The sequence below is a fragment of the Arcanobacterium wilhelmae genome, from assembly GCF_029632765.1.
Lineage (GTDB): Bacteria > Actinomycetota > Actinomycetes > Actinomycetales > Actinomycetaceae > Arcanobacterium > Arcanobacterium wilhelmae.
In genome coordinates this window covers 1,544,314-1,570,303 of the sequence record NZ_CP121247.1, presented here as the reverse complement: position 1 = coordinate 1,570,303, position 25,990 = coordinate 1,544,314, and the positions used below count along the sequence as shown (strand labels likewise).

At 62.2% G+C, this 25,990-nt stretch carries 26 protein-coding genes; 22 read left to right on the top strand and 4 right to left on the bottom strand.

Features of this window, described 5'->3' with window-relative positions:
- Positions 1–10 precede the first annotated feature (10 nt).
- The 18 genes from rho (at position 11) to P8A24_RS06890 (ending at position 14,837) form a co-directional block, all read left to right on the top strand.
- The gene (rho, locus tag P8A24_RS06975) at positions 11–1,705 is read left to right on the top strand and encodes a transcription termination factor Rho (RefSeq protein ID WP_278057888.1); all 1,695 of its coding nucleotides are present in this window, start codon (positions 11–13) and stop codon (positions 1,703–1,705) included.
- Between the two features lie 258 nt (positions 1,706–1,963).
- The gene (rpmE, locus tag P8A24_RS06970) at positions 1,964–2,176 is read left to right on the top strand and encodes a 50S ribosomal protein L31 (protein ID WP_278057887.1); all 213 of its coding nucleotides are present in this window, start codon (positions 1,964–1,966) and stop codon (positions 2,174–2,176) included.
- A gap of 170 nt (positions 2,177–2,346) precedes the next feature.
- Positions 2,347–3,453: a peptide chain release factor 1 gene (gene prfA / locus P8A24_RS06965; protein WP_278057886.1), complete on the top strand. Its 1,107-nt coding sequence runs from the start codon at positions 2,347–2,349 to the stop codon at positions 3,451–3,453.
- The gene (gene prmC, locus P8A24_RS06960; RefSeq protein WP_278057885.1) at positions 3,450–4,295 is read left to right on the top strand and encodes a peptide chain release factor N(5)-glutamine methyltransferase; all 846 of its coding nucleotides are present in this window, start codon (positions 3,450–3,452) and stop codon (positions 4,293–4,295) included. The genes prfA and prmC overlap by 4 nt, the downstream gene beginning before the upstream one ends.
- Positions 4,292–4,918, top strand: a complete 627-nt coding sequence (locus P8A24_RS06955; RefSeq protein ID WP_278057884.1) for an L-threonylcarbamoyladenylate synthase — start codon at positions 4,292–4,294, stop codon at positions 4,916–4,918. The genes prmC and P8A24_RS06955 overlap by 4 nt, the downstream gene beginning before the upstream one ends.
- Positions 4,915–6,036, top strand: coding sequence for an MraY family glycosyltransferase (locus tag P8A24_RS06950; RefSeq protein ID WP_278057883.1), 1,122 nt, complete (start codon positions 4,915–4,917; stop codon positions 6,034–6,036). Before P8A24_RS06955 ends, P8A24_RS06950 begins: the two co-directional genes overlap by 4 nt.
- Entirely contained in the window at positions 6,029–6,427 is a 399-nt protein-coding gene (locus P8A24_RS06945) for a hypothetical protein (RefSeq protein ID WP_278057882.1), read from the top strand. The genes P8A24_RS06950 and P8A24_RS06945 overlap by 8 nt, the downstream gene beginning before the upstream one ends.
- 147 nt (positions 6,428–6,574) lie before the next feature.
- Positions 6,575–7,378, top strand: a complete 804-nt coding sequence (atpB, locus tag P8A24_RS06940) for a F0F1 ATP synthase subunit A (protein ID WP_307014219.1) — start codon at positions 6,575–6,577, stop codon at positions 7,376–7,378.
- A 25-nt stretch (positions 7,379–7,403) separates the two neighbouring features.
- On the top strand, positions 7,404–7,607 hold the full coding sequence (atpE, locus tag P8A24_RS06935) for an ATP synthase F0 subunit C (RefSeq protein ID WP_278012467.1): 204 nt from the start codon (positions 7,404–7,406) through the stop codon (positions 7,605–7,607).
- Positions 7,607–8,167 carry a F0F1 ATP synthase subunit B gene (locus P8A24_RS06930; RefSeq protein ID WP_278057881.1) on the top strand — a complete coding sequence of 187 codons (561 nt, stop codon included), beginning with the start codon at positions 7,607–7,609 and terminating at the stop codon, positions 8,165–8,167. The genes atpE and P8A24_RS06930 overlap by 1 nt, the downstream gene beginning before the upstream one ends.
- Positions 8,167–8,979, top strand: a complete 813-nt coding sequence (locus P8A24_RS06925; RefSeq protein WP_278057880.1) for a F0F1 ATP synthase subunit delta — start codon at positions 8,167–8,169, stop codon at positions 8,977–8,979. Before P8A24_RS06930 ends, P8A24_RS06925 begins: the two co-directional genes overlap by 1 nt.
- Before the next feature lie 34 nt (positions 8,980–9,013).
- Entirely contained in the window at positions 9,014–10,633 is a 1,620-nt protein-coding gene (atpA, locus tag P8A24_RS06920) for a F0F1 ATP synthase subunit alpha (protein ID WP_278057879.1), read from the top strand.
- Between the two features lie 2 nt (positions 10,634–10,635).
- A complete protein-coding gene (locus P8A24_RS06915; RefSeq protein WP_278057878.1) occupies positions 10,636–11,526 on the top strand; it encodes a F0F1 ATP synthase subunit gamma in 891 nt (296 codons plus the stop codon).
- A gap of 27 nt (positions 11,527–11,553) precedes the next feature.
- Entirely contained in the window at positions 11,554–12,999 is a 1,446-nt protein-coding gene (gene atpD / locus P8A24_RS06910) for a F0F1 ATP synthase subunit beta (protein ID WP_278057877.1), read from the top strand.
- Positions 12,999–13,268 carry a F0F1 ATP synthase subunit delta/epsilon gene (locus tag P8A24_RS06905; RefSeq protein ID WP_278057876.1) on the top strand — a complete coding sequence of 90 codons (270 nt, stop codon included), beginning with the start codon at positions 12,999–13,001 and terminating at the stop codon, positions 13,266–13,268. Before atpD ends, P8A24_RS06905 begins: the two co-directional genes overlap by 1 nt.
- 1 nt (position 13,269) lies before the next feature.
- On the top strand, positions 13,270–13,674 hold the full coding sequence (locus tag P8A24_RS06900; RefSeq protein ID WP_278057875.1) for a DUF2550 family protein: 405 nt from the start codon (positions 13,270–13,272) through the stop codon (positions 13,672–13,674).
- A 177-nt stretch (positions 13,675–13,851) separates the two neighbouring features.
- Positions 13,852–14,547, top strand: coding sequence for an endonuclease NucS (gene nucS / locus P8A24_RS06895; RefSeq protein WP_278057874.1), 696 nt, complete (start codon positions 13,852–13,854; stop codon positions 14,545–14,547).
- Positions 14,547–14,837, top strand: coding sequence for an ATP/GTP-binding protein (locus P8A24_RS06890; RefSeq protein ID WP_278057873.1), 291 nt, complete (start codon positions 14,547–14,549; stop codon positions 14,835–14,837). Before nucS ends, P8A24_RS06890 begins: the two co-directional genes overlap by 1 nt.
- Before the next feature lie 149 nt (positions 14,838–14,986).
- Here the strand turns inward: P8A24_RS06890 and P8A24_RS06885 are convergent, their stop codons facing one another.
- Positions 14,987–16,243, bottom strand: a complete 1,257-nt coding sequence (locus P8A24_RS06885) for a DivIVA domain-containing protein (RefSeq protein ID WP_278057872.1) — start codon at positions 16,241–16,243, stop codon at positions 14,987–14,989.
- 159 nt (positions 16,244–16,402) lie between these two features.
- On the opposite strand from P8A24_RS06885, the gene P8A24_RS06880 reads away from it, so the two are divergent.
- Genes P8A24_RS06880 through P8A24_RS06870 form a run of 3 tightly spaced genes read left to right on the top strand, consistent with a single transcriptional unit; the run spans position 16,403 to position 19,579 of the window.
- Positions 16,403–17,683, top strand: a complete 1,281-nt coding sequence (locus P8A24_RS06880; RefSeq protein ID WP_278057871.1) for a hypothetical protein — start codon at positions 16,403–16,405, stop codon at positions 17,681–17,683.
- Positions 17,676–18,674 carry a DUF8094 domain-containing protein gene (locus P8A24_RS06875; RefSeq protein ID WP_278057870.1) on the top strand — a complete coding sequence of 333 codons (999 nt, stop codon included), beginning with the start codon at positions 17,676–17,678 and terminating at the stop codon, positions 18,672–18,674. Before P8A24_RS06880 ends, P8A24_RS06875 begins: the two co-directional genes overlap by 8 nt.
- A complete protein-coding gene (locus tag P8A24_RS06870) occupies positions 18,674–19,579 on the top strand; it encodes a tetratricopeptide repeat protein (RefSeq protein WP_278057869.1) in 906 nt (301 codons plus the stop codon). Before P8A24_RS06875 ends, P8A24_RS06870 begins: the two co-directional genes overlap by 1 nt.
- Positions 19,580–19,683: 104 nt before the next feature.
- Here P8A24_RS06870 and P8A24_RS06865 read toward each other — a convergent pair whose 3' ends face one another.
- From P8A24_RS06865 to P8A24_RS06855, 3 genes are all read right to left on the bottom strand, one after another.
- Positions 19,684–21,405: a glycoside hydrolase family 13 protein gene (locus tag P8A24_RS06865; protein ID WP_278057868.1), complete on the bottom strand. Its 1,722-nt coding sequence runs from the start codon at positions 21,403–21,405 to the stop codon at positions 19,684–19,686.
- Positions 21,406–21,426: 21 nt separating this feature from the next.
- A complete protein-coding gene (locus P8A24_RS06860) occupies positions 21,427–22,440 on the bottom strand; it encodes a LacI family DNA-binding transcriptional regulator (RefSeq protein WP_278057867.1) in 1,014 nt (337 codons plus the stop codon).
- A 174-nt stretch (positions 22,441–22,614) separates the two neighbouring features.
- Complete coding sequence (locus P8A24_RS06855) at positions 22,615–24,198, bottom strand: alpha-amylase family glycosyl hydrolase (RefSeq protein WP_278057866.1); 1,584 nt, start codon at positions 24,196–24,198, stop codon at positions 22,615–22,617.
- 434 nt (positions 24,199–24,632) lie between these two features.
- Here P8A24_RS06855 and P8A24_RS06850 point away from each other — a divergent pair, with 434 nt between their 5' ends.
- Positions 24,633–25,874 carry an extracellular solute-binding protein gene (locus P8A24_RS06850; RefSeq protein WP_278057865.1) on the top strand — a complete coding sequence of 414 codons (1,242 nt, stop codon included), beginning with the start codon at positions 24,633–24,635 and terminating at the stop codon, positions 25,872–25,874.
- Positions 25,875–25,990 lie beyond the last annotated feature (116 nt).

The window sequence follows — 25,990 nt, the reverse complement described above, 5'->3', positions numbered from 1 at the left end:
AAGGAACCTCGTGAGCGAAAATACTGAGCTCTCCACAATGAAACTTCCCGAGCTGAAGGCCCTGGCAGCCCAGCTCGGGCTGAAGGTGCCGGCGCGTTCGAAGAAAGCCGAATACCAGGCCGCGATCGCGAAGCACAATGCGAAGGCGTCCGCGGAGTCGGCACCCCAGCCCGGACAAGAATCTGCACCCGCACCCGCCGCTGAGGCTGGGCAGGCGCCCCGTGAGAACGGTGAAGCGAACGGTGAATCCGAGGGCCGCCGTCGGCGCGATCGTGGCCGCGGACGTGGTCGGGGTGCGAAGGTTGATCTTCCGGAGCCGAAGGGCGAGAACGCTGAAACCGCTGAGAAGTCTGCGATGACGGACGAAGAGAAGAAGGCTGCGCTCGACGCGCTCGGAGATGCGGCGGAGCGCCGTGCCTCGCACCGCGACGAGGATGAGAACCAGGGCCGAGGCCGGCGTGAGCGCACGCGTGGCCGTGGCCGCGGGCGTAACCGCGATCGCGACGGCCGCGGCAACAACGAGGCCCACGAGAACAACGCCAACGAGCAGGCCGCGGAGTCGGAGGATGTGCTCCTGCCGGTGGCCGGCATCTTCGATATCGAGAACAACAACGCCTACCTGCGTACCGGCGGCTACCTGCCGGGCAAGAACGATGCCTACGTTTCCCCGCAGATGATCAAGAAGTACGGTCTGCGCCGCGGCGACGCCGTTCAGGGCAGCGTGCGTTCGCTCGCAGATTCGCCGCGTGGGGGCCGCCGTCAGCACAAGTACAACCCGCTGGTGGAGATCACGGCGATCAACGGCCTCGATCCTGAGGTATCGGCACAGCGTCCGGAGTTCAACAAGCTCACGCCGCTGTACCCGAACGAGATGCTCCGCCTTGAAACCACCCAGAATGCGCTCACCACCCGCATGATCGATCTGGTTGCGCCGATCGGAAAGGGCCAGCGTGGCCTGATCGTTTCGCCGCCGAAGGCTGGTAAGACGGTCGTGATGCAGCAGATCGCGATGGCGATTGCGAAGAATGATCCGAAGGTCCACATCATGATGGTGCTCGTGGACGAGCGCCCGGAGGAAGTGACGGACATGCAGCGCGTGGTGAAGGGCGAGGTAATCGCCTCCACGTTCGATCGTCCGGCCTCCGATCACACGATCGTGGCGGAGCTCGCGGTGGAGCGCGCGAAGCGGCTTGTCGAGCTCGGCCAGGATGTGGTGATCCTGCTCGATTCGCTCACGCGTCTTTCGCGAGCCTACAACCTTGCAGCCCCGGCGTCGGGCCGTATCCTCTCTGGTGGTGTGGACGCAGCGGCTCTGTATCCGCCCAAGCGTTTCTTCGGCGCAGCCCGCAACATCGAAAACGGCGGCTCGCTCACGATCATCGCCTCGGCGTTGGTGGAGACGGGCTCGAAGATGGACGAGGTGATTTTCGAGGAGTTCAAGGGCACCGGCAACATGGAGCTGCGCCTGTCGCGTCAGCTTGCCGATCGCCGTATCTTCCCGGCAGTGGACGTCAACGCGTCCGGTACTCGCCGCGAGGAGATGCTCTACAGCCCTGAGGTGTTGAAGACGATGTGGGCGATGCGCCGTGCGCTCGGTTCGCTGGACGTGCAGGAGGCCTCAGACTTCCTCCTCAAGCGCCTGAAGAAGAGCGAGTCGAATGGCGAGTTCCTCATGTCGGTGATGCGCTCGCTCTCGCAGCAGTAGTCCCGCCGACGCCGGTGCGCGAGTTGCGTCATCGGCGTCGCTAACGCTGGATCGGAAAGCGCCGACAGTCGGGAACCCTTATCATTTAGCGGTTTTCTGGCGATGAATACCACACGTGGCCCCCTGGTTTACCTAGGGGGCCACGTGCTTAAATTGGGGTATCGGCTTCTGGTTCACCATGCCATTTTTGCCCAACCTCGATCGGATATCGGGGCGGCGGTATGGACCCAGGGCACTAACGATCCCCAAGGAGAAAACATGAAGCAGGGTATCCACCCCGAATATCATGACATCACGGTGAGCTGCACCTGTGGCGCCACCTTCACCACGCGTTCCACTCTCGATCGCGATGAGCTTCGCATCGACGTGTGCTCCGAATGCCACCCGTTCTACACGGGCAAGCAGAAGATCCTCGATACCGGCGGCCGTGTGGCACGCTTCGAGGCTCGCTACGGCAAGCGCAAGAAGTGAGATTTTTCTTCGTCGAGGCGTCGGTTTTCCGGCGCCTCGATTTTTGTGCCCGCCGCGCAGGTAACTAGACGCGGTAGTCTTGAGTCTGGAGAAAACCGAACGCTGTCCAAAAAAGCTGGGCACCGACGTCGGAAGTGAGTGAGCGGGCGAGCCCCGCGGAAAAGGACAACATGAGCGAGTTTCCCGCAGCGGACCTGATGGTCGCCGAATACAAGGAGATCGAGGCGCAGATGGCCTCGCCGGAAGTTCTGGCGAACCCGGACAAGCTCCGCAAGCTTTCGCGCCGGTATTCGGAGCTCGGCCGCGTCGTCAAGCGCTTCCATCGTTGGGAGAAGGCGAAGGCCGATCTAGCGGACACCAAGGAAATCGTGGAGCTGGGCGGGGAGGATGGCGAAATGTTCGCTGCGGAGCTACCGCGCCTGGAAAAGGAGCTCGCCGAGAGCGCGGACGATCTTCGCGACGCCCTGATCCCGCGCGATCCGGACGATTCGCGCGACGTGATCATCGAGGTCAAGGCCGGTGAAGGTGGCGAGGAATCCGCCCTGTTCGCTGGCGATCTGCTTCGCATGTACCAGCGTTACGCAGAGCATATGGGCTGGTCCACACAGATTCTTTCCTCCACTTTGACCGACATGGGCGGCTACAAGGACGTCCAGATGGCGGTGAAGGCGAAGTCGGTGCCGGAGGATCCTGCCGACGGCGTGTGGGCGCACCTCAAGTTCGAGGCGGGCGTGCACCGCGTCCAGCGCGTGCCGGTGACGGAATCGCAGGGCCGAATTCACACGTCGGCCGCGGGCGTGCTGGTATTCGCCGAAGTAGACGAGCCGGAGGAGGTCCAGCTCGACCCGAACGAGTTGCGTATCGACGTCTACCGTTCTTCAGGCCCGGGCGGCCAGAGCGTGAACACCACGGATTCCGCCGTGCGTATCACCCACCTTCCTACGGGGATCACTGTGTCCATGCAGGATGAGAAATCCCAGATCAAGAACCGTGAGGCGGCGATGCGTATCCTGCTTGCGCGTCTGCGTCAGCAGCAGATGGAAGAGCAGGCGGCGAAGGAAGCGGATTTGCGCCGTAGCCAGGTGCGAACGGTGGACCGCTCCGAGCGTATCCGCACCTACAACTTTCCCGAGAACCGCATCTCGGATCATCGTACGGGCTTCAAGGCCTACAACCTGGACCAGGTGCTGAACGGTTCGTTGGATGACGTGATCACCTCGCTCCGGGAGGCCGACGAGCTCGAACGCCTGGAGAACGCTGCGGAAGGTGGCGAATGAGCTGGGATAGCCTGGTCCGCGCCGCGCAGCACATGCTCGCCGACGCCGGTGTACCAGCTGGCCCGGATGCGCGGCTGATCGCCGAGGAGGCTGCCGGCCGGGATTTCCGGTTGATCGGCGCTGAGGAGCCGAACGAGGACCAGCGCGAGCGTTTCGAGAAGATGGTTGCCCGTCGGGCAAGGCGCGAACCGCTCCAGCATGTGCTGGGGAAAATGTGGTTCCGCTACCTCGAGCTCGAATCGCGCCCGGGGGTGTTCGTCGTGCGTCCGGAAACCGAGATGGTGGTGCAAGCAGGGCTCGACGCCGTCGCCGGGCTTCCAGCCCCACGGATCGTCGATTTGTGTACCGGTTCCGGAGCGATCGCGATTTCGCTCGCAACTGAGCTGGCGACGTCGGCGGTATGGGCTGTTGAAAAAAGCTCGGATGCGTTTGCTAGCGCGAGCCGAAACAACATGTGCTATGGCAACCGTGTGCAGTTGCTCCAGGGCGATGCTCTCTCGGCCCGCGAGCTTCTCGCGCCGTCGCTCGCGGACGGCCCGTTCGACCTTGTGATTTCGAACCCGCCCTATGTACCTGCCCCCCATAAGCTTGCCCCGGAAGCCGCGGCGGATCCCGCGATGGCGTTGTGGGGTGGGGGAGTTGACGGCCTGGAATTTCCGCTGGCACTGATCGAGGAAGCGAGCGGACTGCTGGGCAATGGCGGTATCCTCGTGATGGAACATGCTTCAGAACAGTCGGTGGCGCTGGCTGGTGCCGCGCGGGAGGCAGGTTTCGACGCCGAAACCCGCCAAGACCTCACGGGGCGTGATCGTTTTCTCTATGCAGTGAAGAAGGAAAAATGAGCGTTTACACGGCACACGACGAGTGGCTTGAGCCTACGAAGGCTGCGATTGCGGCGGGCAAAGTGATCTGCCTGCCCACCGACACCGTGTACGGCGTGGGCGCGAACGCCTTCAGTGCCGACGCTGTCACCGCACTTCTCGAAGCGAAATCGCGCACACGTCAGAAGCCGCCGCCGGTACTCGTGGCATCGATCGAGCAGGCGCAGTCGCTGGTGGAGTCCGTCCCGGAAGCTGCCCACAAGCTGGCCGAAGCCTTCTGGCCCGGCGCGCTGACGATTATTCTCCCCGCAAAGCCCACAATCGGCTGGGATCTAGGCGAAACCAACGGAACTGTGGCGCTTCGCATGCCGAACCATCCGATGGCGCTCGAGCTACTCACCGCCGTCGGGCCGCTCGCCGTCACCAGCGCAAATATCACCGGCCAGCCGCCCGCGAACACTGTTGAGGAGGCCCGTGCGCAGCTTGGTGATGCGGTGGCCGTTTATCTCGACGCTGGCCGTGGAGGTGGTGGAGTTCCCTCCTCAATCGTCCGCTTCAACTCGGATACCGAAATGGAACTCATCCGCGCGGGTGCAATCGCCTCAGCGGATCTCGAACGTGTGTCCGGTTTGGAGCTCGCGTGAGGGTCTATCTCTTGATCCTGCTTCTGGCCGCCGCGATCACGTACCTGCTGGTACCGATCGTGTTGCGCATCGCGCTCGCAACTGGCGCGATGACCCAAATCCGCGCCCGCGACGTCCACAAAGTACCTGTCGCCCGTCTCGGCGGAGTGGCGATGTATCTCGGTTTCGTTGCCACGATCATGATCGGCACGCAGATCCCGTACCTGCGCCCGGTGCTCTCCGCGAGCTCGGGAATTTGGGGGATCGTCGTCGGCGCGGGCGTGATGTGTCTGGTGGGTGTGATCGACGACGTGTGGGAGCTGAGCTGGTATGCGAAGCTCGCGGGCGAAATCATTGCGGCCGCGGTGATGGCCTGGTGGGGAGTTCAGCTGGTCACGTTACCGTTCTTTGGGCTGACGGTGGGGAGCGTGCGGCTGACGATTTTCACCACGATTATCGTGGTGTTGATCGTGGCGAACGCGGTGAATTTCGTGGACGGGCTAGACGGGCTCGCAGCGGGCGTGGTGGGGATCGCTGCGCTGTCGTTCTTTATCTACACGTATTACCTCACGCGCGAGGTGAGCCCGGGCGATTACACGTCCGTGGCGACCGCTGCCGTTGCTGCCCTTGTGGGTATTTGCATTGGTTTCCTTCCGCACAATTTTCATCCCGCGAAGATTTTCATGGGGGATTCGGGTGCGCTGATGCTGGGTGCGATCATTGCGGGCGCGTCGATCCTTGTGACCGGACAGATTGACCCTGCGAACGTTTCGACCCCGCAGGCGATCCCGGCCTACATGCCCATTCTTCTGCCGGCGATGGTGTTGATCATCCCGATTATCGATCTTGTGTGGGCGGTGTTCCGCCGACTTCGCCAAGGCCGTTCCCCGTTCTCTGCCGATTCCGGGCACCTTCATCACCGTCTGCTCCGCCGCGGCCATTCACACACGTGGGCGGTTCTCGTGCTCTATGGCTGGACGGCGATCGTCTCCTTCTCCGGCGTTGCGATCGTGATTATTAACCGGTTGTGGGTGGCGATCCCGATTGTGCTCGCGGTTGCGGCTGGCGTGTGGCTGACACGTAACGGCTTTGGGCGAGGTGCGATCGTCCGCCACGAGAATGTGGTTGCTGGTGGCTGACACTGGTGGCCTCGCGCGGCGCCCGCACGCCGTCGAGAGTTTCGAAAGTCGGGTTTTGTCGGTGCGCCTGGCGCTGAGCGTGTTCGCGGCTGCAGTTGGTGGCGTGATCAGCATTTTCTTTTCTCCCGACGCCGGTGCGCAAGTTGCACTCGGAGGGGCCTTTTTCGCACTCGCGGAGTTCGCGAGCCGCGGGGTTTGGGGGCTGGCTGGGCCGGCGTCGACGGCGGGCGCGCTGGGCGCGTACGCGAGCCGCATCGTCGCGCTCGGTGTGCTCTGGTTAGCGACGGCGCCAGCAGCGTGGGGAGCGGTAGTGTTCGCGCTTATCCTGATCGCGAGCCTCATTTCCGACGTCGTGATTCTCACCTCCCGCCCCGCGCCGTTTGTCCACTAACTGGCGTTGCGGCGGCGAAATCCTGAGCGAAATATCTTTGCGACTGTTGGATAAACGAATCGCGTTCGCCTTCCAACTCGGGTAGAGTTAGCGGGGAATAGGGCACAGCCGCCCTGCGTCCACCCGTGAGCAGTTGGAGAATGATTCGTGATTAACGTGTTGAGCCTCGCCGCGTTGCCGATCTTGGCAGGGGAATTTGAGCCGCCTACTTTTGATCACGAGTTCAAGCCCGCCCCGCTTCTTTTTGCCGGCACCCCGTTTGAGCTCAACCGTATCCTTGCAATCCGTCTGATCGCAGCCCTCGTGCTGATGCTCGTGATGGTGTTGTACGCCAAGCGCGCCAAGCTTGTTCCGTCCAAGGGGCAGGCCGCGCTCGAGGGGCTGATGGATTTCGCGAAAGTCAACGTTGGCGATTCGATCCTCGGTGAGGAGGGCCGCAAGTATCAGCCGCTCCTGCTCACGATCTTCCTCGGCATTTTCTTCATGAATATTACGGGCGTGATCCCTGGCCTTCAGATTGCCGGAACCTCGCTCGTGGGTATGCCGCTTATATACGCGCTTGTTGCGTATGTGGCGTTTATCGCCGCTGGTCTGAAGGCCCGTGGTCCCAAGTACTTCCTGGAACAGGTTGCGCCGCACGGGCTCCCGAAGCCGCTGTACCTGATCATCGTGCCGATCGAGCTGGTTTCTACCTTTATCATCCGCCCGATCACGCTCACCGTGCGTCTTCTTGCCAACATGATCGCCGGCCACTTCGTGCTCGCACTGTGCTTCGTTGGCACCCACTACCTGTTCTTCACCATGGGCGGCATCGGCTACGCCATTGCCCCTCTCACTCTTCTCGGCGGCATCATCTATGTTGTCTTCGAGATGTTCATCGCTGCACTGCAGGCCTACATCTTCGCGATTCTGACTGCCGTGTACATCTCCCTGTCCGTCTCAGAACACTGAGACCAAGAGAAAAGGATAAGAAATAATGACTGGATCCATCGCCACCATCGGTTACGGTCTCGCAGCTATCGGCCCGGGCATCGGCGTGGGCTTGATTGGTGCGAAGAACCAGGAAGCCACGGCTCGCCAGCCTGAGATTGCCGGCCTCCTGCGTACCAACATGATTATCGCGATTTCGTTTACCGAGGCTCTCGGCCTCCTCGGTCTCGTGGCAGGCTTCATTCTCTGATGCTGTCCACGGTTATTCTCGCCGCGGGGGATAAACCAAATCCGCTGTTGCCGGCTCTCCCAGATCTCCTCTGGGGCACGATCGCTTTCATCATTGTGGCGGTCGCTGTGTACAAGTTTGGCTGGCCAGCGTTTTCGGACATGCTCGAGGAGCGCGCAGCGAAGATCGAACGTGGCCTTGAGGCTGCCGATCGCGCACGTGCTGAGATTGCTGACGAGCGTAAGGTGCTCGAAGGCCAGCTGTCCGAGGCCCACCGCGAAGCCGCCGAGATCCGCGAGCGTGCTACAGAGAACGCTCGCACGATCGTGGCGGATGCCCAGAACAAGGCGAAGGATGAGGCCGCATCGATCCTCGATGCGAACCAGCGCCGTATCGCAGCCGATACGGAAACCGCGTCGCGCGCCTTGCGCTCCGACGTCGGCGCTGTTGCCACCGAGCTTGCCGGCCGTATCGTGGGGGAGGCGATCACCGATCAGGCGCTTGCTTCCCGCGTCATCGACCGCTTCCTCGATGAGCTTGAAGCCTCGGCTACCGCCAAGGTTGGCGTGAAGGAATCCTGATGCGTATCACCAGTGAAAAGTCCCTCGCCCGTGGTCTCGACCGCTGGGAAGCCCTGCTCGCTGAGCGCGCTTCAGGCGAGGCGAAGTTCGCCGATGAGATTTTCGCTATCGCCGATCTGCTCCGCGGCTCTGCCTCGCTGAACGCTTCACTCCAAGAGCTCACACGTAGCGCCGATGCGCGTGCCACTTTGGCGCGTGAGGTGCTGGGTGGGAAGGTCTCGGAGGAAGTGTCTGAGCTCGTGCAGGGCCTGGTTCGCGATGCGTGGTCGGAGCTCGGTGATCTCGCCGAGGCTCTCGATGCGATCGGCGTGGATACGCTTCTGGTTGGGGCCGCTCGCGAGGGCGTGTTGCACGAAACCGAGGAACAGCTCTACCAGTTCTCCCGGATGCTTCATTCACAACGCCAGTTGCGTGTCACGCTTTCCGATCGTGCCTACGATGTGGAATCGCGTGCTCAGCTGGCACATTCCGTGCTCGGATCAGGCAACCTCTACACGCAGGCCCTGGTCGCGGAAGCAGTAACCCGCACAGCGCATCGTCCGCTCACGGCCTCGGTGCGCGATTTCGTGGATGCCGCCGCGGCACGCGCCAACCAGCAGGTGGCCTCTGTGGTGTCGGTGATCCCGCTGAGCGCGGAGCAAGAGGCGCGCCTGGCGCAGATCCTCGGCCGCATGTACGAAACCGAGGTTCGTCTCCACACCTCCATCGATCCCACCATTGTTGGCGGGCTTCGAATCATGATCGGCGACGACGTAATCGATGGCACCCTTGCCACGCGTCTGAACCACGTGCGAACTGAAATGACAAAGTGACAACGCGGGTAACCGCAGTAGTGAAGGAAGAGGAATGGCTGAACTGACTATCCGGCCAGACGAGATCCGGGCAGCCCTGGATAACTTCGTCAGCTCCTACGAGCCGGCGAAGGTGGCCAGCGACGAAGTTGGCCACGTCACCGAGACCGCCGATGGTATCGCCCACGTTGAGGGCCTGCCGGGCGCGATGGCGAACGAGCTGCTCAAGTTTGAAGACGGCACGCTTGGCCTGGCAATGAACTTGGAAGAGCGCGAAATCGGCGTTGTGGTTCTTGGTGATTTCTCCGGCATCGCGGAAGGCATGGAAGTGCACCGCACCGGCGAAGTTCTCTCCGTGCCCGTGGGCGAGGGCTACCTCGGTCGCGTGGTGGATCCGCTTGGTGCCCCGATCGACGGCCTCGGTGAGATCACCGGCGTCGAGGGTCGCCGCGCGCTGGAGCTCCAGGCTCCCGGCGTGATGATGCGTAAGTCGGTGCACGAGCCGCTCCAGACGGGCATCAAAGCAATCGACGCCATGATCCCGATCGGCCGCGGCCAGCGCCAGCTGATCATTGGCGATCGTAAGACGGGCAAGACGGCCCTCGCTGTGGATACGATCCTCAATCAGAAGGCGAACTGGGAGAGCGGCGATCCGAACAAGCAAGTGCGATGCATCTACGTTGCGATCGGCCAGAAGGGCTCCACGATCGCCGAGGTGCGTTCCACCCTGGAGAAGAACGGCGCTCTTGCCTACACCACGATCGTCGCCGCTCCGGCGTCGGATTCTGCAGGCTTCAAGTACCTCGCCCCGTACACCGGCTCGGCAATCGGCCAGCACTGGATGTACGCCGGCAAGCACGTTCTCATCGTGTTCGACGATCTGTCCAAGCAGGCTGAGGCCTACCGAAGCGTGTCGCTGCTGCTGCGCCGCCCGCCGGGGCGCGAGGCCTACCCGGGCGACGTCTTCTACCTGCACTCGCGCCTCCTCGAACGTTGCGCGAAGCTCTCGGACGAGCTCGGTGGCGGCTCGATGACGGGCCTGCCGATCATCGAAACGAAGGCAAACGACGTCTCGGCCTACATTCCGACCAACGTTATTTCGATTACCGATGGCCAGATCTTCCTCCAGTCGGATCTGTTCAACTCCAACCAGCGTCCGGCTGTGGACGTCGGTATTTCGGTGTCGCGCGTTGGTGGCGATGCCCAGATCAAGGCCATGAAGAAGGTGGCCGGTACCCTCAAGATCACCCTGGCTCAGTATCGTGCCCAGGCTGCGTTCGCTATGTTCGCCTCCGATCTTGATGCCGCTACCCGCCAGCAGCTCACCCGCGGTGAGCGCCTCATGGAGCTCCTCAAGCAGCCGCAGTACACGCCGTACGCGGTTGAGGATCAGGTGGCGAGCGTGTGGGCTGGCACCAACGGCTACCTCGATCAGATCCCGGTGGATCTCGTGCATAAGTTCGAGCACGGCCTGCTCGAGTACCTGCGCGCGAACACCTCGGTGCTCTCCGATCTCGCCTCAGGCGCGAAGCTCGAAGAGGTTGAGGACGCGCTGCGCGGTGGCGTCGAGGCTTACCAGAAGGAATTCCTCTACACCAACGCGGCCGAGGAATCGGCCGAGCTGGTGGAGGCAACCAAGTCGCAAGAGCAGCTTGTGCGCGGTAAGCGAGGCTGACCTTGTCCGGAGCACAGCGAGTTTACAAACAGAAGATCCGAGCAACAGGCACGCTCGAAAAGGTCTTCCGCGCGATGGAGCTGATTGCAGCTTCACGCATTGGTAAGGCCAAGAACCGTGCCCTCGCTCAGGATCCGTACACGCGTGCGCTCACCGAATCGATCGAACTCGTCTCTGCGCATGCCCGAGATAACCACCCGATGCTCAACGAGCGCCACGATACGAAGCGCGTAGCGATCCTCGTTGTTACCTCGGATCGTGGCATGGCTGGCGCTTACTCGTCGAACGTTCTTCGTGCAACGGAGAAGCTGATTGACGATCTACGTGAGGACGGCAAGGAGCCGATCCTCTACGTCTTCGGGCGCCGAGGCGAGAGCTACTTCCGTTTCCGCGGTGTGGAGATCGAGAAGTCGTGGGAGGGCGAATCGGACAAGCCGAGCGCCGATACGTCGGCTGAGATCGCCGAGGAGCTGCAAATGCGTTTCCTCGCTGATACTCATGAGGGCGGCGTTGCTGAGGTTCACGTGGTGTTCACACGCTTCGAATCGATGGTGAAGCAGTCGGTGGAAATTCGCCGCATGTTGCCCCTCGCTATCGTGGATTCGGAGGAGAGCGAGCACCAGCCTGAGGCTCTCTACGAGTACGAGCCGAGCGCCGAGGAAGTCTTCGAGGCGCTCCTGCCGATGTACGTGAACCAGCGTGTCCACTCCGTCCTGCTTCTGGCTGCGGCCTCCGAGCTCTCCAGCCGTCAGCAGGCAATGCACTCGGCAACGGAGAACGCGCAGGATCTCATCCGCAACTACACGAGGTTGGCGAACAACGCTCGACAGAGCGAGATCACCACCGAAATCACCGAAATCATCTCAGGCGCGGACAGCCTGAAAAACGGCTAAAGCCGGCCTGAAGAGTAAGGAAAGAAAATGACCGAAAAGGAAGTTTCCACTGGACGGATCGTCTCGGTGGTCGGCGCCGTCGTCGACGTCGAGTTCCCGCCGGACGCGCTCCCGGAGATCAACAACGCCCTTACCACCGAGGTGAACCTCGAGTCGCAGGGTGAGGGGGAGGCGTCGTACACGATGACCCTCGAGGTCGCGCAACACCTCGGTGATTCCGTGGTGCGTACGATCGCGATGAAGCCAACCGACGGCCTGGTGCGTGGCGCCACCGTGACAGACACGGGCGCACCGATCTCGGTGCCCGTGGGCGATATTACGAAGGGCCACGTGTTCAACGTGGTCGGTGAGCCGCTCAACCTTAAGGATGGCGAGCAGTTCGAGGTTTCCGAGCGCTGGCCGATCCACCGCAAGGCGCCGCACTTCGATCAGCTCGAGCCGGAAACCAAGATGTTCCAAACCGGCATCAAGGTGATCGATCTTCTTACCCCGTACGTTCAGGGTGGAAAGATCGGCCTGTTCGGTGGCGCTGGTGTGGGCAAGACGGTCCTGATCCAGGAGATGATTCAGCGAGTCGCTCAGGATCACGGCGGCGTGTCCGTGTTCGCGGGCGTGGGCGAGCGTACCCGTGAGGGCAACGATCTGATCCACGAGATGGAAGACGCCGGCGTCCTGGACAAGACGGCCCTGGTCTTCGGCCAGATGGACGAGCCGCCGGGGGTGCGCCTTCGTATTGCGCTCTCGGGCCTGACGATGGCTGAGTACTTCCGCGATGTGCAGAACCAGGACGTGCTCCTGTTCATCGACAACATCTTCCGCTTCACCCAAGCTGGCTCTGAGGTGTCTACTCTGCTTGGCCGTATGCCGTCGGCTGTGGGCTACCAGCCCACCCTGGCAGACGAGATGGGTGCGCTCCAGGAGCGTATTACCTCCACTCGTGGCCACTCGATCACGTCGCTCCAGGCGATCTACGTGCCTGCGGACGATTACACCGATCCGGCTCCGGCCACCACGTTCGCCCACCTGGACGCCACCACCGAGCTTTCGCGTGAGATCGCCTCGCGCGGCCTGTACCCGGCTGTGGATCCGCTGGCGTCGTCGTCGCGAATCCTCGACCCGCAGTACGTGGGCCAGGCGCACTACGACGTCGCCACCTCGGTCAAGGCGATCCTCCAGAAGAACAAGGAACTCCAGGACATCATCTCGATTCTTGGTGTGGACGAGCTCTCGGAAGAGGACAAGGTGACCGTGGCACGCGCCCGCCGTATCCAGCAGTACCTATCGCAGAACACGTACACCGCTGTGAAGTTCACGGGCGTGGAAGGCTCCACCGTGCCGATCGACGAGACGGTGGAAGCGTTCCGCCGCATCGTCGACGGCGAATACGATCATATTCCGGAGCAGGCGTTCTTCAACATCGGCGGTATCGAGGATATTGAGAAGGCCTACAAGAAGATTCAGGCGGAGAGCTGATGCAGCTTCAGGTTGTTGCCCGAACCGGCGAACTGTACGCGGGAGAGGTTTCCTCGGTCACGTTGCCCTCGTATGAAGGTGATATGACCATCCTCGCCGGCCACACCCCGGTGCTGGCCGTACTCGTGCCAGGCACGGTCCGCTATAAGGACGCGCAGGGTACCGGCGAGATCGAGACGGCCCGTGGCTTCGTGACGGTGGATCACGACAAAGTCCTCGTGGTGGTCGACGGCCGCCGCGGCGAAACCGTCGATCCGACGGAGCTCTGAGATGGGCTATCTCGGGTACGTGGTGATCATCGCCGTCCTCCTTGTGGGGATCGGCGTTCTGGGAGCGTATGTGTGGCGTCTGCGGCGCGTACTCTCCCGGCGTGGATCCTTTCAGGCGGTGGTGCGCGCGAGCGGCCACGAGCGGTGGCACCGCGGTGTTGCCGTGTTTGAGCGTTTCCAGATCGACTGGTACCCGTCGAGGTCGCTGAAGTTTTCGCCGTCGCGCACGTGGAAGCGTACGGACATCGATCTTGAGGTTCACCAGGAAACCACCTCGGATCTGCAGGTTGTGAAGCTCAATACGCCGAGCGGTTCCTGGTACATGGCATCCACGCCGGTGGCTGTTGCGGCGATCGTTTCCTGGATGGATGCGGCGCCGCCGGTTGAGGAACCCACCGACTGGTAAATATTTGCCGGACAGTGAATGGACGGAGGGCGGGAGCGGGAGCTCCCGCCCTCCGTTCATTTCCGCGGCGATCGTGTGTGGTGGGAGCGGAGCCGTGGCGTGCCGGTGGGAGAAGGGTGTTGTGGTTCATGGGAAGGCGTGGCGCGTGCCTGGTAGTGTGGAGTGCTTGGAGGAATTATGCGTGTTGTGATTGCTGAGTGTTCGGTGGATTATTCGGGGCGGCTCGACGCCCATTTGGATCGTGCCAAGCGACTGCTGATCGTCAAGCCCGACGGCGGTGTGATGATCCATTCGGATGGCGGCTCGTACAAGCCGTTGAACTGGATGAGCGCTCCGTGTACCACCCGCGTGCTTGAGCCAGATGAAGAGCAGGTGGCCGCGGGGATTAAGTCGGTGTGGCGAGTGGATCACGACAAAACGTCCGATGCTCTCGTGATCTCCTTCTATGACAAGTCGTTGGACTATGAGGAGGAGCTGGGGGAGGAGCCGGGCCTGATCAAGGACGGTGTGGAGGCTCACCTCCAGGAGCTCCTCGCGGCGCAAACTAGCGCTCTGGGGGCAGATTTGACGTTGGTGCGGCGCGAATACCCGACGGCGATCGGCCCGGTGGATCTGATGTTGACCGACGCCGAGGGAGTGCATATCGCGGTTGAGGTGAAGCGCCGCGGCGAGATCGACGGCGTCGAGCAGCTCACCCGCTACCTTGATCTTCTTGGCCGTGATTCGACTCTCCAGCCGTTGCGTGGTATTTTCGCAGCTCAGGAGATTAAGCCGCAGGCGCGCGTGCTGGCGGAGGATCGCGGTATCGAGTGCGTGGTGGTGGATTACGATGCACTGCGCGGCTTGGACGACGCCGAGGATCGGCTGTTCTGATGCGACGCTCGAAGAAGTACGATCGCGAGTTCCATCCGCTGAACACGGATGCGCTGATGGGCTACACGCATTACGAGATCCGCGATGGCCTCGAGTACAAGGTGCACCACATTAAGGCTGCTGCGAAGGAGTACATCTGCCCAGGATGTGGCGGGCGGATCATGCCCGGTGAGGCACACGAGGTGGCGTGGACGGAAGAACACCTGATGGGTGTGCGTGCTGGCCAGGAGGCGCGCAGGCATTGGCATACGTCGTGCTGGAAGGCTCGAGGGGGCCGCGGCCGCTGGTGAGCGGCATAGGGTGATGTGGCGGGTACTGAGCGTTGGCACGCGAGGACTGGGCTAGCAGTCGAACTGTGATCGGCCAGTGATGAATCGAAAAAAACGGCGGGGGTTCGCGAACCCCCGCCGTTTTGTGGCCACGTACTGTGGCGGCGTATTTAGTTTTCGCTTGCGTGTTCCTCGGCGGCGCTGACGACTTCCGAGACGGCGAGCGATGTGGTGGAACCGGTGAGCATGGCGCGCATGTCTTCCAGGTATGAGGTGAGCGAGTTCTTTTGCTCGACGAGGGAGGCGATGTGGGCATCAGCATCGGACTTGGTGCGATCGGCGTCGGATTTTGCGGATTCACGGATGCGTGCTGCCTCTTTGCGTGCACCGTCGACGATGGACGCGGCTTCGAGGCGTGCCTTTTCGAGGAGTTCGCTCGCTTCTTTGTTGGAGGATTCGGTCAGCGAATCGGCGCGTTGGGTGGCGGCGATGAGGCGCGATTCGGCGTCGGCTGCTGCGGCTTCGGCGGAATCGACCATTTCTTTTGTCTTGGCGCGAAGCTGAGAATCTTCAGCAGCGAGCTCTTGTGCGGCGGACTTGCGAAGCGCAGTGACTTCGCGTTCGGCGTCGGCTCGCACTTGCGCGACGTCGGAGCTGGCAGTTGCGCGGAGCTGTGCGACTTCGTTCTCCGCTTCGGAGCGCATGGAAGCGATCTCGGAATCGGCTGCTGCGCGTAGCTTCGCGATCTCGGATTCGGCGGAGGAACGCATGGAGGCGATCTCGGTTTCGGTCTCGGAGCGAAGGGCCGTGGCCTCCTGCTGGGCGGCGGTACGCAGCGCGGTGGCCTCTTCCTCGGCGCTGGCCTTCAGTGTTGCGGCTTCATGCTTCGCGTTGGAGATGAGCGATGTTGCCTCGGCCTGCGAGTTGGTGCGCAGGCGGGCGGCTTCACGTTCGGCAGAGACCACGAGTTCCTCCGCGGTACGAGTGGACATTTCAGTGAGCGCCGACGCCTCGGATTCAGCGTTGGATGTCACGTTGGCGGCTTCCGTGCGTGCCGCGGAGAGGATGGACTGGCTTTCATGGGAGGCGGCCTCCGAAAGCGACGCCGACTGTGCCTTCGCGCCGTCCACGAGGGCTTTCGCTTCGGCTCGGGCACGTGTCATAACGTCGAGCGCCTGCTCTTCCGTTGATTTCAAGAGACGCTCAACGCGCTGGCCGAGGCCAGAGTAGGAGGGGCGCTCAGATTCCTTGAGCTGCTCGCGGGCCTGCGACAGCTCGCCAGAAAGCGAGAGGATTTGCGAGTCGAGTGATTCGACCTGGCGCAGGGTTTGTTCGAGCCTCATTTCGAGTTTCGTGATGCGCTCATCAACTTGGGCGCGATCATAGCCGCGCATGACGACGGGGAATGTGGTGTGCTCTTCGGCCACGATTTTCGACCTCCTGAAAGTTACACCACATCTTACCCCACGGATCAGGGGGTCATGTCACTCACATTCAGGCGAATTTCACGGCGCGAACCGATATTGTTGTCAAATCGTTATAATTAATTTTGGTATTGCCTTGCCCCTCGAGATTTAAGGATGCACATGAAACGTTATGCGGGCATTGCGCTCGCCCTGGTGGGCGCAATTTTGGCGATCACTGTGGGTGTTCGTGCGCTTTTCGCGCAAGATACCCTCTCAGTGAAAGCCGTTGTACCGTCGTCGGGCGCTGTGGTTGCCACGGCTCCCGGCGTGCTGGAGCTCGTCGCGCCAGATGCGCACGTCCAGTTGGATGCCAACGGCGAACAGATCCAGTGGGCGCTAGGTTCGGCTACCGACGTCGAGGCATGGATCGGCACATCTTCCGGTTCGCGCCTGGTGGGGTTGAGTAGCTGGGACAAGGCGAAGGTTGAGCCGATCAAGGGTGAGAAGGCCCAAGTCGATGCCGATGCGAAGCTTGGCGCTGAGAAGAAGTTTGCGCTTTCCTCCCCGTGGTGGGTCAAGTCCGGCTCCGGCAAGGATCGGGTCGAGTTCGATTTCACGGCTCCCGAGGGCGGCCAGCAGGTGCTGATCGCGACGACGACCAGCGCGAAGGCTCCGCAACTGACGCTGACGTGGGATCATTCGCTGATCAAGACTTCGCCATGGTCAACGATCGCCATTGGCGTCCTTCTGATGCTCGTGGGGCTGTTCCTGCTCCTGCAGGATTGGCAGGAGCGCGACATGCGTGAGCGTCGCGCTAAGCGCGCTGCGACACGTGTGAGCACCACGCCGCTTGCTACCTATGACGGGGATCTGACGGCCGAAGATCGTCCAGTTCAGCGTACGCACACGGATCGCGCGTTTGGCGCGGCTGTGGTTCCGGGTACTTCGCGTTCGATGGCGTTGCGTAACCGTCCGCTCTCCGATGAGGATCGCCTCGTGATCGACGAGGTCGCGCCCGAGCCGACTGTCGGGCTCACCGGCGTCGCGCGGACGTCGCTGTATGAGGGGCAGAACCGAGCCACGGTCGCGGCTGCCTCGGGGCACACATTGGGTGCGGGTATCGTCCCGTCATCGGAGCGTGCCGAGCAGTTCCGGGGCCGTGAGGTTCCCTCATTGTTCCCACCCAAGGAGGATGTTGAAGCGCCCACTGCCGAAGCTGTGACGCAGGAGCAACCTTCCGACATCGGCCACAGTGAACCGGAGGATGCGCATATCGATCTCGAGGGCACAGACACTGCTGACGCGCAGTTGGCTCCTGCGTCAGAAACTGCTTCCGAGGGCGCAGGGGAGCGCGTCGAGACAGACGCCATACAGGCCGAAGAACACGAGGGCAATGCCCGGCAAGGACGAGACTGGCGAAGCCGTTGGAGCATTCGCGGCAAGGGGGAGAACGATGCGTAAGGCACTACCGGCACTGGGTGTGGCGTTCGTGATGGCGCTCGGTGCGTGCTCTGGCACGTCGACGGGTTCGCTCCCGCAACCCAAGCCCGTGAATTCTGCCGCCCCGCTGATGGAGACGAAAGCCTTCGCTGATACTGTCTCTGCCACGGCGAAAGAGCTGGCGAACGCAGACAAGGCGGGGTCCATGGCTGATGCCACCGCGATCGCTAATCCGCTTCGCGCACAGCGAGTGGGTGAGTACCGTCTGAAGAAGGGAATGGGAGACAAGTACACGCTCGATCCGATTGTGCTTGACCCGAAGTCGGTCCCCGTGTATTCGGGCCGTCTCTTCCCGCGCTCGATTATGCAGATCACTGCGCCAACCGACCAGGAGAAGCTCTTCACGCTGTCGGTGTGGAGTGCGCCCTCGGCCCGCGAGCCGATCACGCTGGTCGCCGACGTCGAGCTCTTCCCTGGCGTGAATATTGGTGCTCTCGTTTCAGCGGATTCGACGAAAGACGGCTACCTGGGCAAGGATTCCACCCTCGCCTACAAGCCCGCCGACGTCGTCGCCGCATACGCGAAGTATCTTCAGGATCGCAAGGCTGGCAATATTGCCTTCGCGGCAGACGACCAGCTCTACCTGAAGACCGACGAGCAGCTCAAGGCACTGTCGAACTCGATCAAGGATCTTGGAAAGGCGAGCGCTACATATGCGCCCGGAGATTCCCCCGTGCAGGTTGTGTCGATGGAAGACGGCGGTGCGCTCGTTGTGGGCGAGATTCGTAACACCACTACTCTTGAAAAGACGAAGGTCGATGCCACGTTCACGGTGGGCGGTGAGCTCGCGGGCTGGGTGAACCAGGATCCGGCGAAGCCGAGCTTCGAGATCGGCAAGTCGATGGCCACCACGTACTCGAGCCAGGTGGCGTTCTACCTGCCTCCGAAGGGCAAAGTTCAGGTGATTGGCGCTTCCGCGCCGTCGATCGTCGATATGAAAGTGACCAAGTAATGGCTGGCGCATTCGATCTGTCCACGCTGAAGGCAAAGAACGAGCCGGAGCCGGCCACTGCGGCAGGGGAGGCTGTTCCTGGCAAGCTGGAGGTGGCTCTCACCGAGGAGTCATTGCAGACGGCCGTCAACACCTCAATGAAGGTGCCGGTGCTGGTGGCGTTTACGTCGCCACGGTCGGATAACTCGGCGAAGTTGCTTGAGATGGTGCGCCCAATGGTAGCGGCCAAGGCTGGGCGGATTCAGTTGGCGGTGGCGGATGTGGATGCGCACCCGCAGGTGGCTGGCGTGTTTGGAGTCAACGGCGTTCCGGCGCTCGCGGTGTTGCTTCAGGGTAACCCCGTGCCGATCGTTCAGGGCTTGCCGGGCGAAGCGGATCTGCGTCCGCAGATCGACAAGATCATCGCCTCCGCCGCACAATACGGCATTAACGGCGTGCTCGATCCGAACGCTGAGGTGAAGGAGCCCGAGGTTCCTCCGCTCCACAAGGAGGGCCTAGAGGCAATGAAGAAGGGCGATTACGCGGCCGCCCGCGCAGCCTACGAGAAAGCGCTTGCGCAGGATCCCAAGGATCATGAGGCACAGTCAGCGCTCGCTCAGGTGAATTACCTCGATCGCATGGCCGGTATGCCGCAGATGGTGGATCCGGCGCAGGCTCAGGCGATGATGGAAAAGATCGCGGCAGCGCCGATGGACGACGTCGAAACGCAGCTCACGGGGGCGGATATTGAGTTTGCCTCCCGGCCAGATATTGCGCTCGGCCGTCTGATCGAGGCCGTGAAGGCCACGAGCGGCGAGGATCGCGAGCGCGTGCGCACCCGAATCCTGGAGTTCTTTGATCTATTGGGCCAGCAGTCGGAGATTGTGGCTGCAGCGCGCAAGGCTCTTGCTGCCGCATTGTTCTAAGACAACGCGAAATGAGGTGGCGGCTGGAAGGTGTTCTTCCAGCCGCCACCTCATGTGTGCAACGTGTTTGAGCGCTCCAGGATTATCCTGCGAGGCAACCTCAGTTACAGCCCCTGGCGGTCCACCACATACCACACGGTGGAGTTCGCGGGCACGTATCCCTCGGCCTTCTCGCCTCCAGCCTGCGTGACCTCGCTCGAGGCGAGCACCACGCGGGCGCCTGCCGGAAGCTCCACTGGCTCATCGAAAGCGGTGACAATGTGGAGCGGATCGCGGCCCTGCGCGCGAGAGACGTAATGCAACCCGGGCCCGTCGGCCTCGAGGAGCTCGGCCGAACCCAGCCCCACCACCTTGCGTAGCTGGTACATCTTCTTGAAGAAGTTCAGCGACGAGTTCGGATCGAGGGCCTGACGGTCCATTGCGAGCTCTGTCCACTCGTGTGGCTGCGGGAGCCAGGAGGAACCGTCGGGTGAGAACCCGAAGCTCGGGTGCTCCGCGAGCCAGGGGAGCGGCACACGGCAACCGTCACGGCCGGCCTCGGCCCCGTTCGTGCGGAAGAACGTGGGATCCTGGCGCACCTCGTCGGGAAGGCTGGTGTGCTCGGGCAGGGAGAGTTCCTCGCCCTGGTAGATGTACAGCGAGCCTGGGAGTGCGGCCTGGAGCGCGTGCGCGGCCAGCGCACGGCGAGCGCCGAGTGCGGCATCCGGCTGCTCCTCCCACGCACGGATCCCGTTCGGTCCCTTGCCCATTGTGCTCAGGCCGAAGCGGGAAGCCGCACGAACGACGTCGTGGTTGGACAGCACCCACGTGGTAGGTGCGCCCACGGCGTCCATCTCCGCCAGCGACTCGGCGATCACCTTGCGGTAGGCAGCCTCCTCAAACGGAGAGATCAGGAAGTCGAAGTTGAACGCCTGGCTCATCTCGTCGCGACGGACATAGAGCTTCATGTCTTTCGGGTCGCCAAGCCACGCCTCGGCGACGAGGGCCGGCTGGCCGTAGTCGTTGAGCACCCCGCGCCACTCGCGGTAAATCTCGTGAACTTCGGGCCGGTTCCACTGTGGGGGAGCCGGCACGTTCTCGGGCACCTCGCTACCGCCGGAGACCATATCCCAGTGGTACTGCCAATCGGGAAGCTCAGGATCCTTCGCAAGCCCGTGAGCGACGTCCACGCGGAAGCCGTCGGCGCCGCGATCGAGCCAGTAGCGCAGAATCGAGTTGAATTCTTCGTGCACGGCCGGATCGGTCCAGTTCAGATCCGGCTGGGAAGAATCGAACAGGTGCAGGTACCACGAATCGTCGTTTTCCCACGGGGAGCCGGGCGCGTCGGCGCGGTCCTTCACGCGCGTCCACGCGGGTCCGCCGAATACGGAAAGCCAGTCGTTCGGCGGCTCATTCCCTCCCTCGCCCTTGCCGTCGCGGAACCAGTAGTGGGCGCGCTCGGGGGCGTCCTTTCCGCCGGCGAGCGCAGCTTGGAACCAGGCGTGCTGGTCGGAAGTGTGATTCGGTACGAGATCCACGATCACCTTCAAATCCAGCAGGTGGGCTTTTTCGATCATGGCTTCGGCAGCGTGGTTATCGCCGAACATCGGATCCACACTGCGGTAGTCGGCCACATCGTAGCCGGCGTCCTTCTGCGGGGAACGGTAGAACGGTGAAAGCCAGATTGCGTCCGCGCCGAGCTGCTTGATATACCCCAGGCGCGAGGTGATCCCGCCAAGATCGCCGATCGGCCCGCCCGAGGAGGCGAAAGACCGCGGATAGATCTGGTAGATCACCGCCTCCCGCCACCACTCGTGTGTTTCGTTTGCACGGTGAAGAATCTGCACGGTCGTTTACCTTCCTGTGGGTTATTTCGCCGACGGCGGGGCGGTGGTTTCGCGGACCACTAGCTCCGGTTTGAATGTTGCGGAGAACATGGGGGTTTCGGGGTGGCCGATACGGCCGACAAGGGTGGCGACGGCGGCGTCGGCGATCGCCTGCACGGGTTGGCGGATTGTGGTGAGCGCGGGCCTCACCAGCGGCATCATTGTCGAATCGTCGAAACCGATCACTGAAACATCGCCTGGGATCGACAACCCTGCACCAGCGCAGTAATCGATCACGCCGAGAGCCATGATGTCCGATGCGCACACGATCGCTGTAGCGCCGCCCTCGATCAGGGCCTTCGCGGCGGAGTGGCCACCCTCCACGGTAAACAACGTATGTGCGGCTCGTACCGGCTCACCGGGCGCGACCTCCGCCATGACCTGCGTGAAAGCCTCAAGCTTCGCGGCAGATGGGATAAAACGTAGCGGGCCTGACGCGTAGCCAATTTTCGTATGCCCCAGGCGCGCAAGGTGACGCACGGCTTGGGTGACGGCGTCGGCGTCGTCGGTGGAGAAATCGGGCACATCGAGCGCCGGGTTCGCGCCGTTAATCGTGACGAATGGGATACCGCGCTCAAGAAGCGTTTCGTAACGCTCCAGGCTCGCCGTGGAATCGGCATGTAGGCCGGAGACGAACACGAGACCCGAAACGCCGTGCGTGAGGATCGCGGCCGTGAGTGAATCTTCGGTGGCACCGCCAGCGTTTTGAGTGCCAAGCAGGGGAGTATATCCCGCGAGCGTCATCGCACCGGAAAGCGCCTGGACGAATTTGGGGAAGATTGGGTTCGTCAGCTCGGGAACGATCAGGCCGATCAGGCCGCCTGTGCGCTCGCGGAGTTTCTCCGGGCGCTCGTAGCCGAGTAGGTCCAGTGCCTCGAGGACAGCCTGGCGGGTCTCGGGGGCGACGGTATCTTTTCCGTTGATCACGCGCGAAACAGTTGCGGTGGATACTCCCGCCTGCTGCGCGAGATCCGACAGACGGATACGACGTGACATTGTGGCAACTCCTTTGTCGCTGCGAAAGATGTGGGCGCACTGGCGCCACCAACTCTCATTAGGGTAGCGCGTTGGGCATGCAAATTTCCACATCGCATGAGAGAAAATTTTCTTACCCCAAAGCGCGAAAACGGGCGCCGAACGGCGAACCGCCCGGCGCCCGCCTGGCAAAAATTACGCGAGCACTGCAAAAGATTGCGGACCGACAACCACGCGGTCGCCGTCGAGCGAAACGGAACCGATCGCGTACTCAACCTGCGTTGTTCCGTGCGCACCGACGTCGTGCGGCTCGCGCCCGGGGTTCACGACGACGAGGCGGCGTCCCTCGTCTTCCCCGCGAGTAAACGCGAACAGGGTGTTCCCACGCTCGGCGAGCACGACGTCGAACGCGGACGTCGTGGTGAACGCGGGCGTTTCGGCGCGCAACTTCAGGAGGGTGGCGAGCTGGTTCCACAGCGAATCGGGGCGGGCCATCTCGGAGACGACGGTGGGGGCACTGGCGTCGGGATCCACCGGCAGGTACGGCTCGCTCGAGGTGGTGAAGCCCGCCTGCGGCGACGAATCCCACTGCATCGGGGTGCGCGAGCCGGTGCGCGAGTATCCGCCTTCCTTCGTGGGAAGCCGGCGGTAGCGCATTCCGATCTCGTCGCCGTAGTAGATAAAGGGCGCACCCGGCATCGTGAGGAGGAAACCGAAAGCGAGGGCCCGCTCGCGCTCGGTCAGGCGCGGGGCGAGCCGGAGCGTGTCGTGGTTGCAGGTGATCAACGAGAAGCTGCCGCCCACAGCCTGCACTGCGGCGAGCGAGGGCAGGTATTCGCCGAGGAATCCCGTGATGTCCGCGCCAGAATCAGCGTTGAAGTAGCTCCAATCCACCCCGCGAACAGCCGAATCGTCCGTGTTTCGCAGCAGCATGTTGTAGCCGTTCGGGTTTCCGCCCCAGCGCCAGTCGAGGTAGAAATCGGCGTCGAAACCGGCCGCCATCGATTGTGCCGGGCGGCCCCACTCGGACACCCACGCGGCGTTCGGGAACTCGGGGCGGATCTGGTCGAACATGTAGTTCCATGTTTGGATCGTTGCCGGCTTGCCTTCGTCGTCGTGTTTGACCAGCGAATCGGCCATGTCGACGCGGAAGCCGTCCGCTCCGCGCGAGAGCCAAAATCGCATGATCTCGACCATCGCGTCCGCCGTCGCGCGGGCCTCTTCGCCCAGCGCTGGCTTCTGCCACGGCAGTTTCGGGTGCGCGAAGCCATAGTTGAGTGCGGGCTGGGACTTGAAGAAGTTGAGGATGTAGGTGGCCTCGCGTTCGGCTTCACCTGCAATGAAAGGGAGCCCGTCGGCGTTGTCGAGCCAGGTGCTCGTCCAGATGTAACGGTCGGAAAACTCGCCTCGCTCGGGGCGCTTGGAGGCAGTGAACCACTCGTGTTCTTCGGAGGTGTGGCCGGGCACGAGATCGAGGATCACGTGCATTCCGCGGGCGTGGGCGGCGTCGAACAGGGCAATGAGATCGTCGTTCGTTCCGTAGCGCGGCGCGACTTTGCGGTAGTCGCGCACGTCGTAACCGGCGTCTTTAAAGGGGGAATCGAAGCAGGGGTTGATCCACAGCGCGTTCGCTCCGAGGGAGCGGATGTAGTCCAGGCGCGAGATGAGGCCGGGCAGATCGCCGATCCCGTCGCCATTCGAGTCTTGGAACGACTGCGGGTAGACCTCGTAGAACACGGCTGTGTCCATCCAGGCGGGGGTGGGGTAGTTTTGCGCCATTTTTCCTCCGTTGGGTTTGCGTACGGGGTCAAGGATACGTGCCCGACGGCTGGGTCGTGGCGTTCGACGTTGGTCGGGGTGGGCTCGGCTCCAAAGAGTGTGTGTTCGTGTTGGTGCAGGTGCGTTCAGGTGGAAACTTTTGGGATGTTTGCGGCAAAATTTTCGGGAAAAATTTGTCCGACGTCGGGGGCGGTTTTAGGGGAAAGCGCGGGATTTCGGGAGAAAAATCGGTGGGACTTTCGGCGGGGCAAAATCGTTGCGATTTTGCAACGCGTTGCAGTGTTGAACGGATCGTTGCAGGCAGTTACACTAGAGGCAAGCGTGTGGAACGTCATAGATGCCGGCACGCAGAAACAATCGTCAAACATCAGCCCATAAGCGAAATCTCCCTCGGCGTTGAGGGGCGCGGCGGGTCCACGAAGAAAGGAAGATTGATGACGATCACTTGGAAGAAGGCCGCTGGAACGGTTGGCGCTCTCTCGTTGGCTCTAACCCTCGCGGCTTGTGGCGGCTCCACTGACAAGGGTGGCGCAGCGAAGTCCGGTGAGACCAAGGCAGTCACCCTCAAGGTGTGGTCGCCTCAGGAAGATAAGGAATGGCTCGCAGCTCAGCAGGCCGCCTTCGAGAAGGCTCACCCGGAGTACAAGATCACCTGGAAGAACGACGTCGTCTCCGAGGCTGACGCAGGCAAGACGGTCCAGCAGGATCCGGCTGCTGCTGCAGACGTCTACATGTTCGCCAACGATCAGCTCGGTACTCTGATTGACGCCGGCGCCATCGGCGAGCTCGGCGCGAACGAGGCCAAGCAGGTCACCGATCAGAACGACGAGGTCATGGTCAAGTCGGTCACCGGCACCGATGGCAAGCTCTACGGCGTTCCGTTCACCGGTAACACCTGGTTCATGTACTACAACAAGGCCAAGCTCACTGCTGACGATGTGAAGTCGTTCGATACCATGCTGGAGAAGGCAAAGGTTTCCTTCCCGCTCGACAACGCATGGTACATCCAGTCCTTCTACTCGAAGGCTGCTGATCTGAAGTTCTTTGGCGATGGCACCAAGGCAGAAGAGGGCATCAAGCTCGATCCGGCCAAGGCTGGCAAGGTCACCGCTTACCTCGCAGGCGTCGTTGCTAACCCGAACTTCGTCAACGACAAGGACGGCTCGGGCCTCGGCGCTCTCAAGGCCGGCAATGTTGACGTGGTGTTCTCGGGTACCTGGGATGCTGCCAACGTGAAGGAAGCCCTCGGCGAGAACTACGCTGCAGCTGTTCCTCCGATGATCAAGGTTGACGGCACCGACTACCAGATGGATGCGTTCGCTGGTTCGAAGGCGATCGCCTACAACCCGAAGACGAAGGACGTCAAGGCTGCTTCGCAGTTCGCGGCGTTCCTCGGTTCGAAGGATGCTCAGAAGGCTCACTACGAGATGCGTGGAATCGTCCCCACCGATAAGTCGCTCGCTGGCGACATCAAGGATGACGATCTCGCAGCCAAGGCTCAGGTGGATACGATCGCTAACGCTTCGATCCTCCAGCCGACCATCGCCGCCATGGGTGGCTGGTGGGAGCCGGCAGGTGCCCTTGGAGCTGGCCTCGTGAACAAGGAAGTGACCCCGGCCAACGCGGCTGAGAAGGTCGGTCCGTTCGTGGAGCAGATGGCCAAGGTCACCAAGTGACGGCCTGAAATCACTCGTGTGATAAATCAGTGAGTGCAGGCCACATTCTCCACGGAGGATGTGGCCTGCACCCGCGAAAAACATTCGACCCAGCGGCCCAAGTAAGGGAAGGTAGG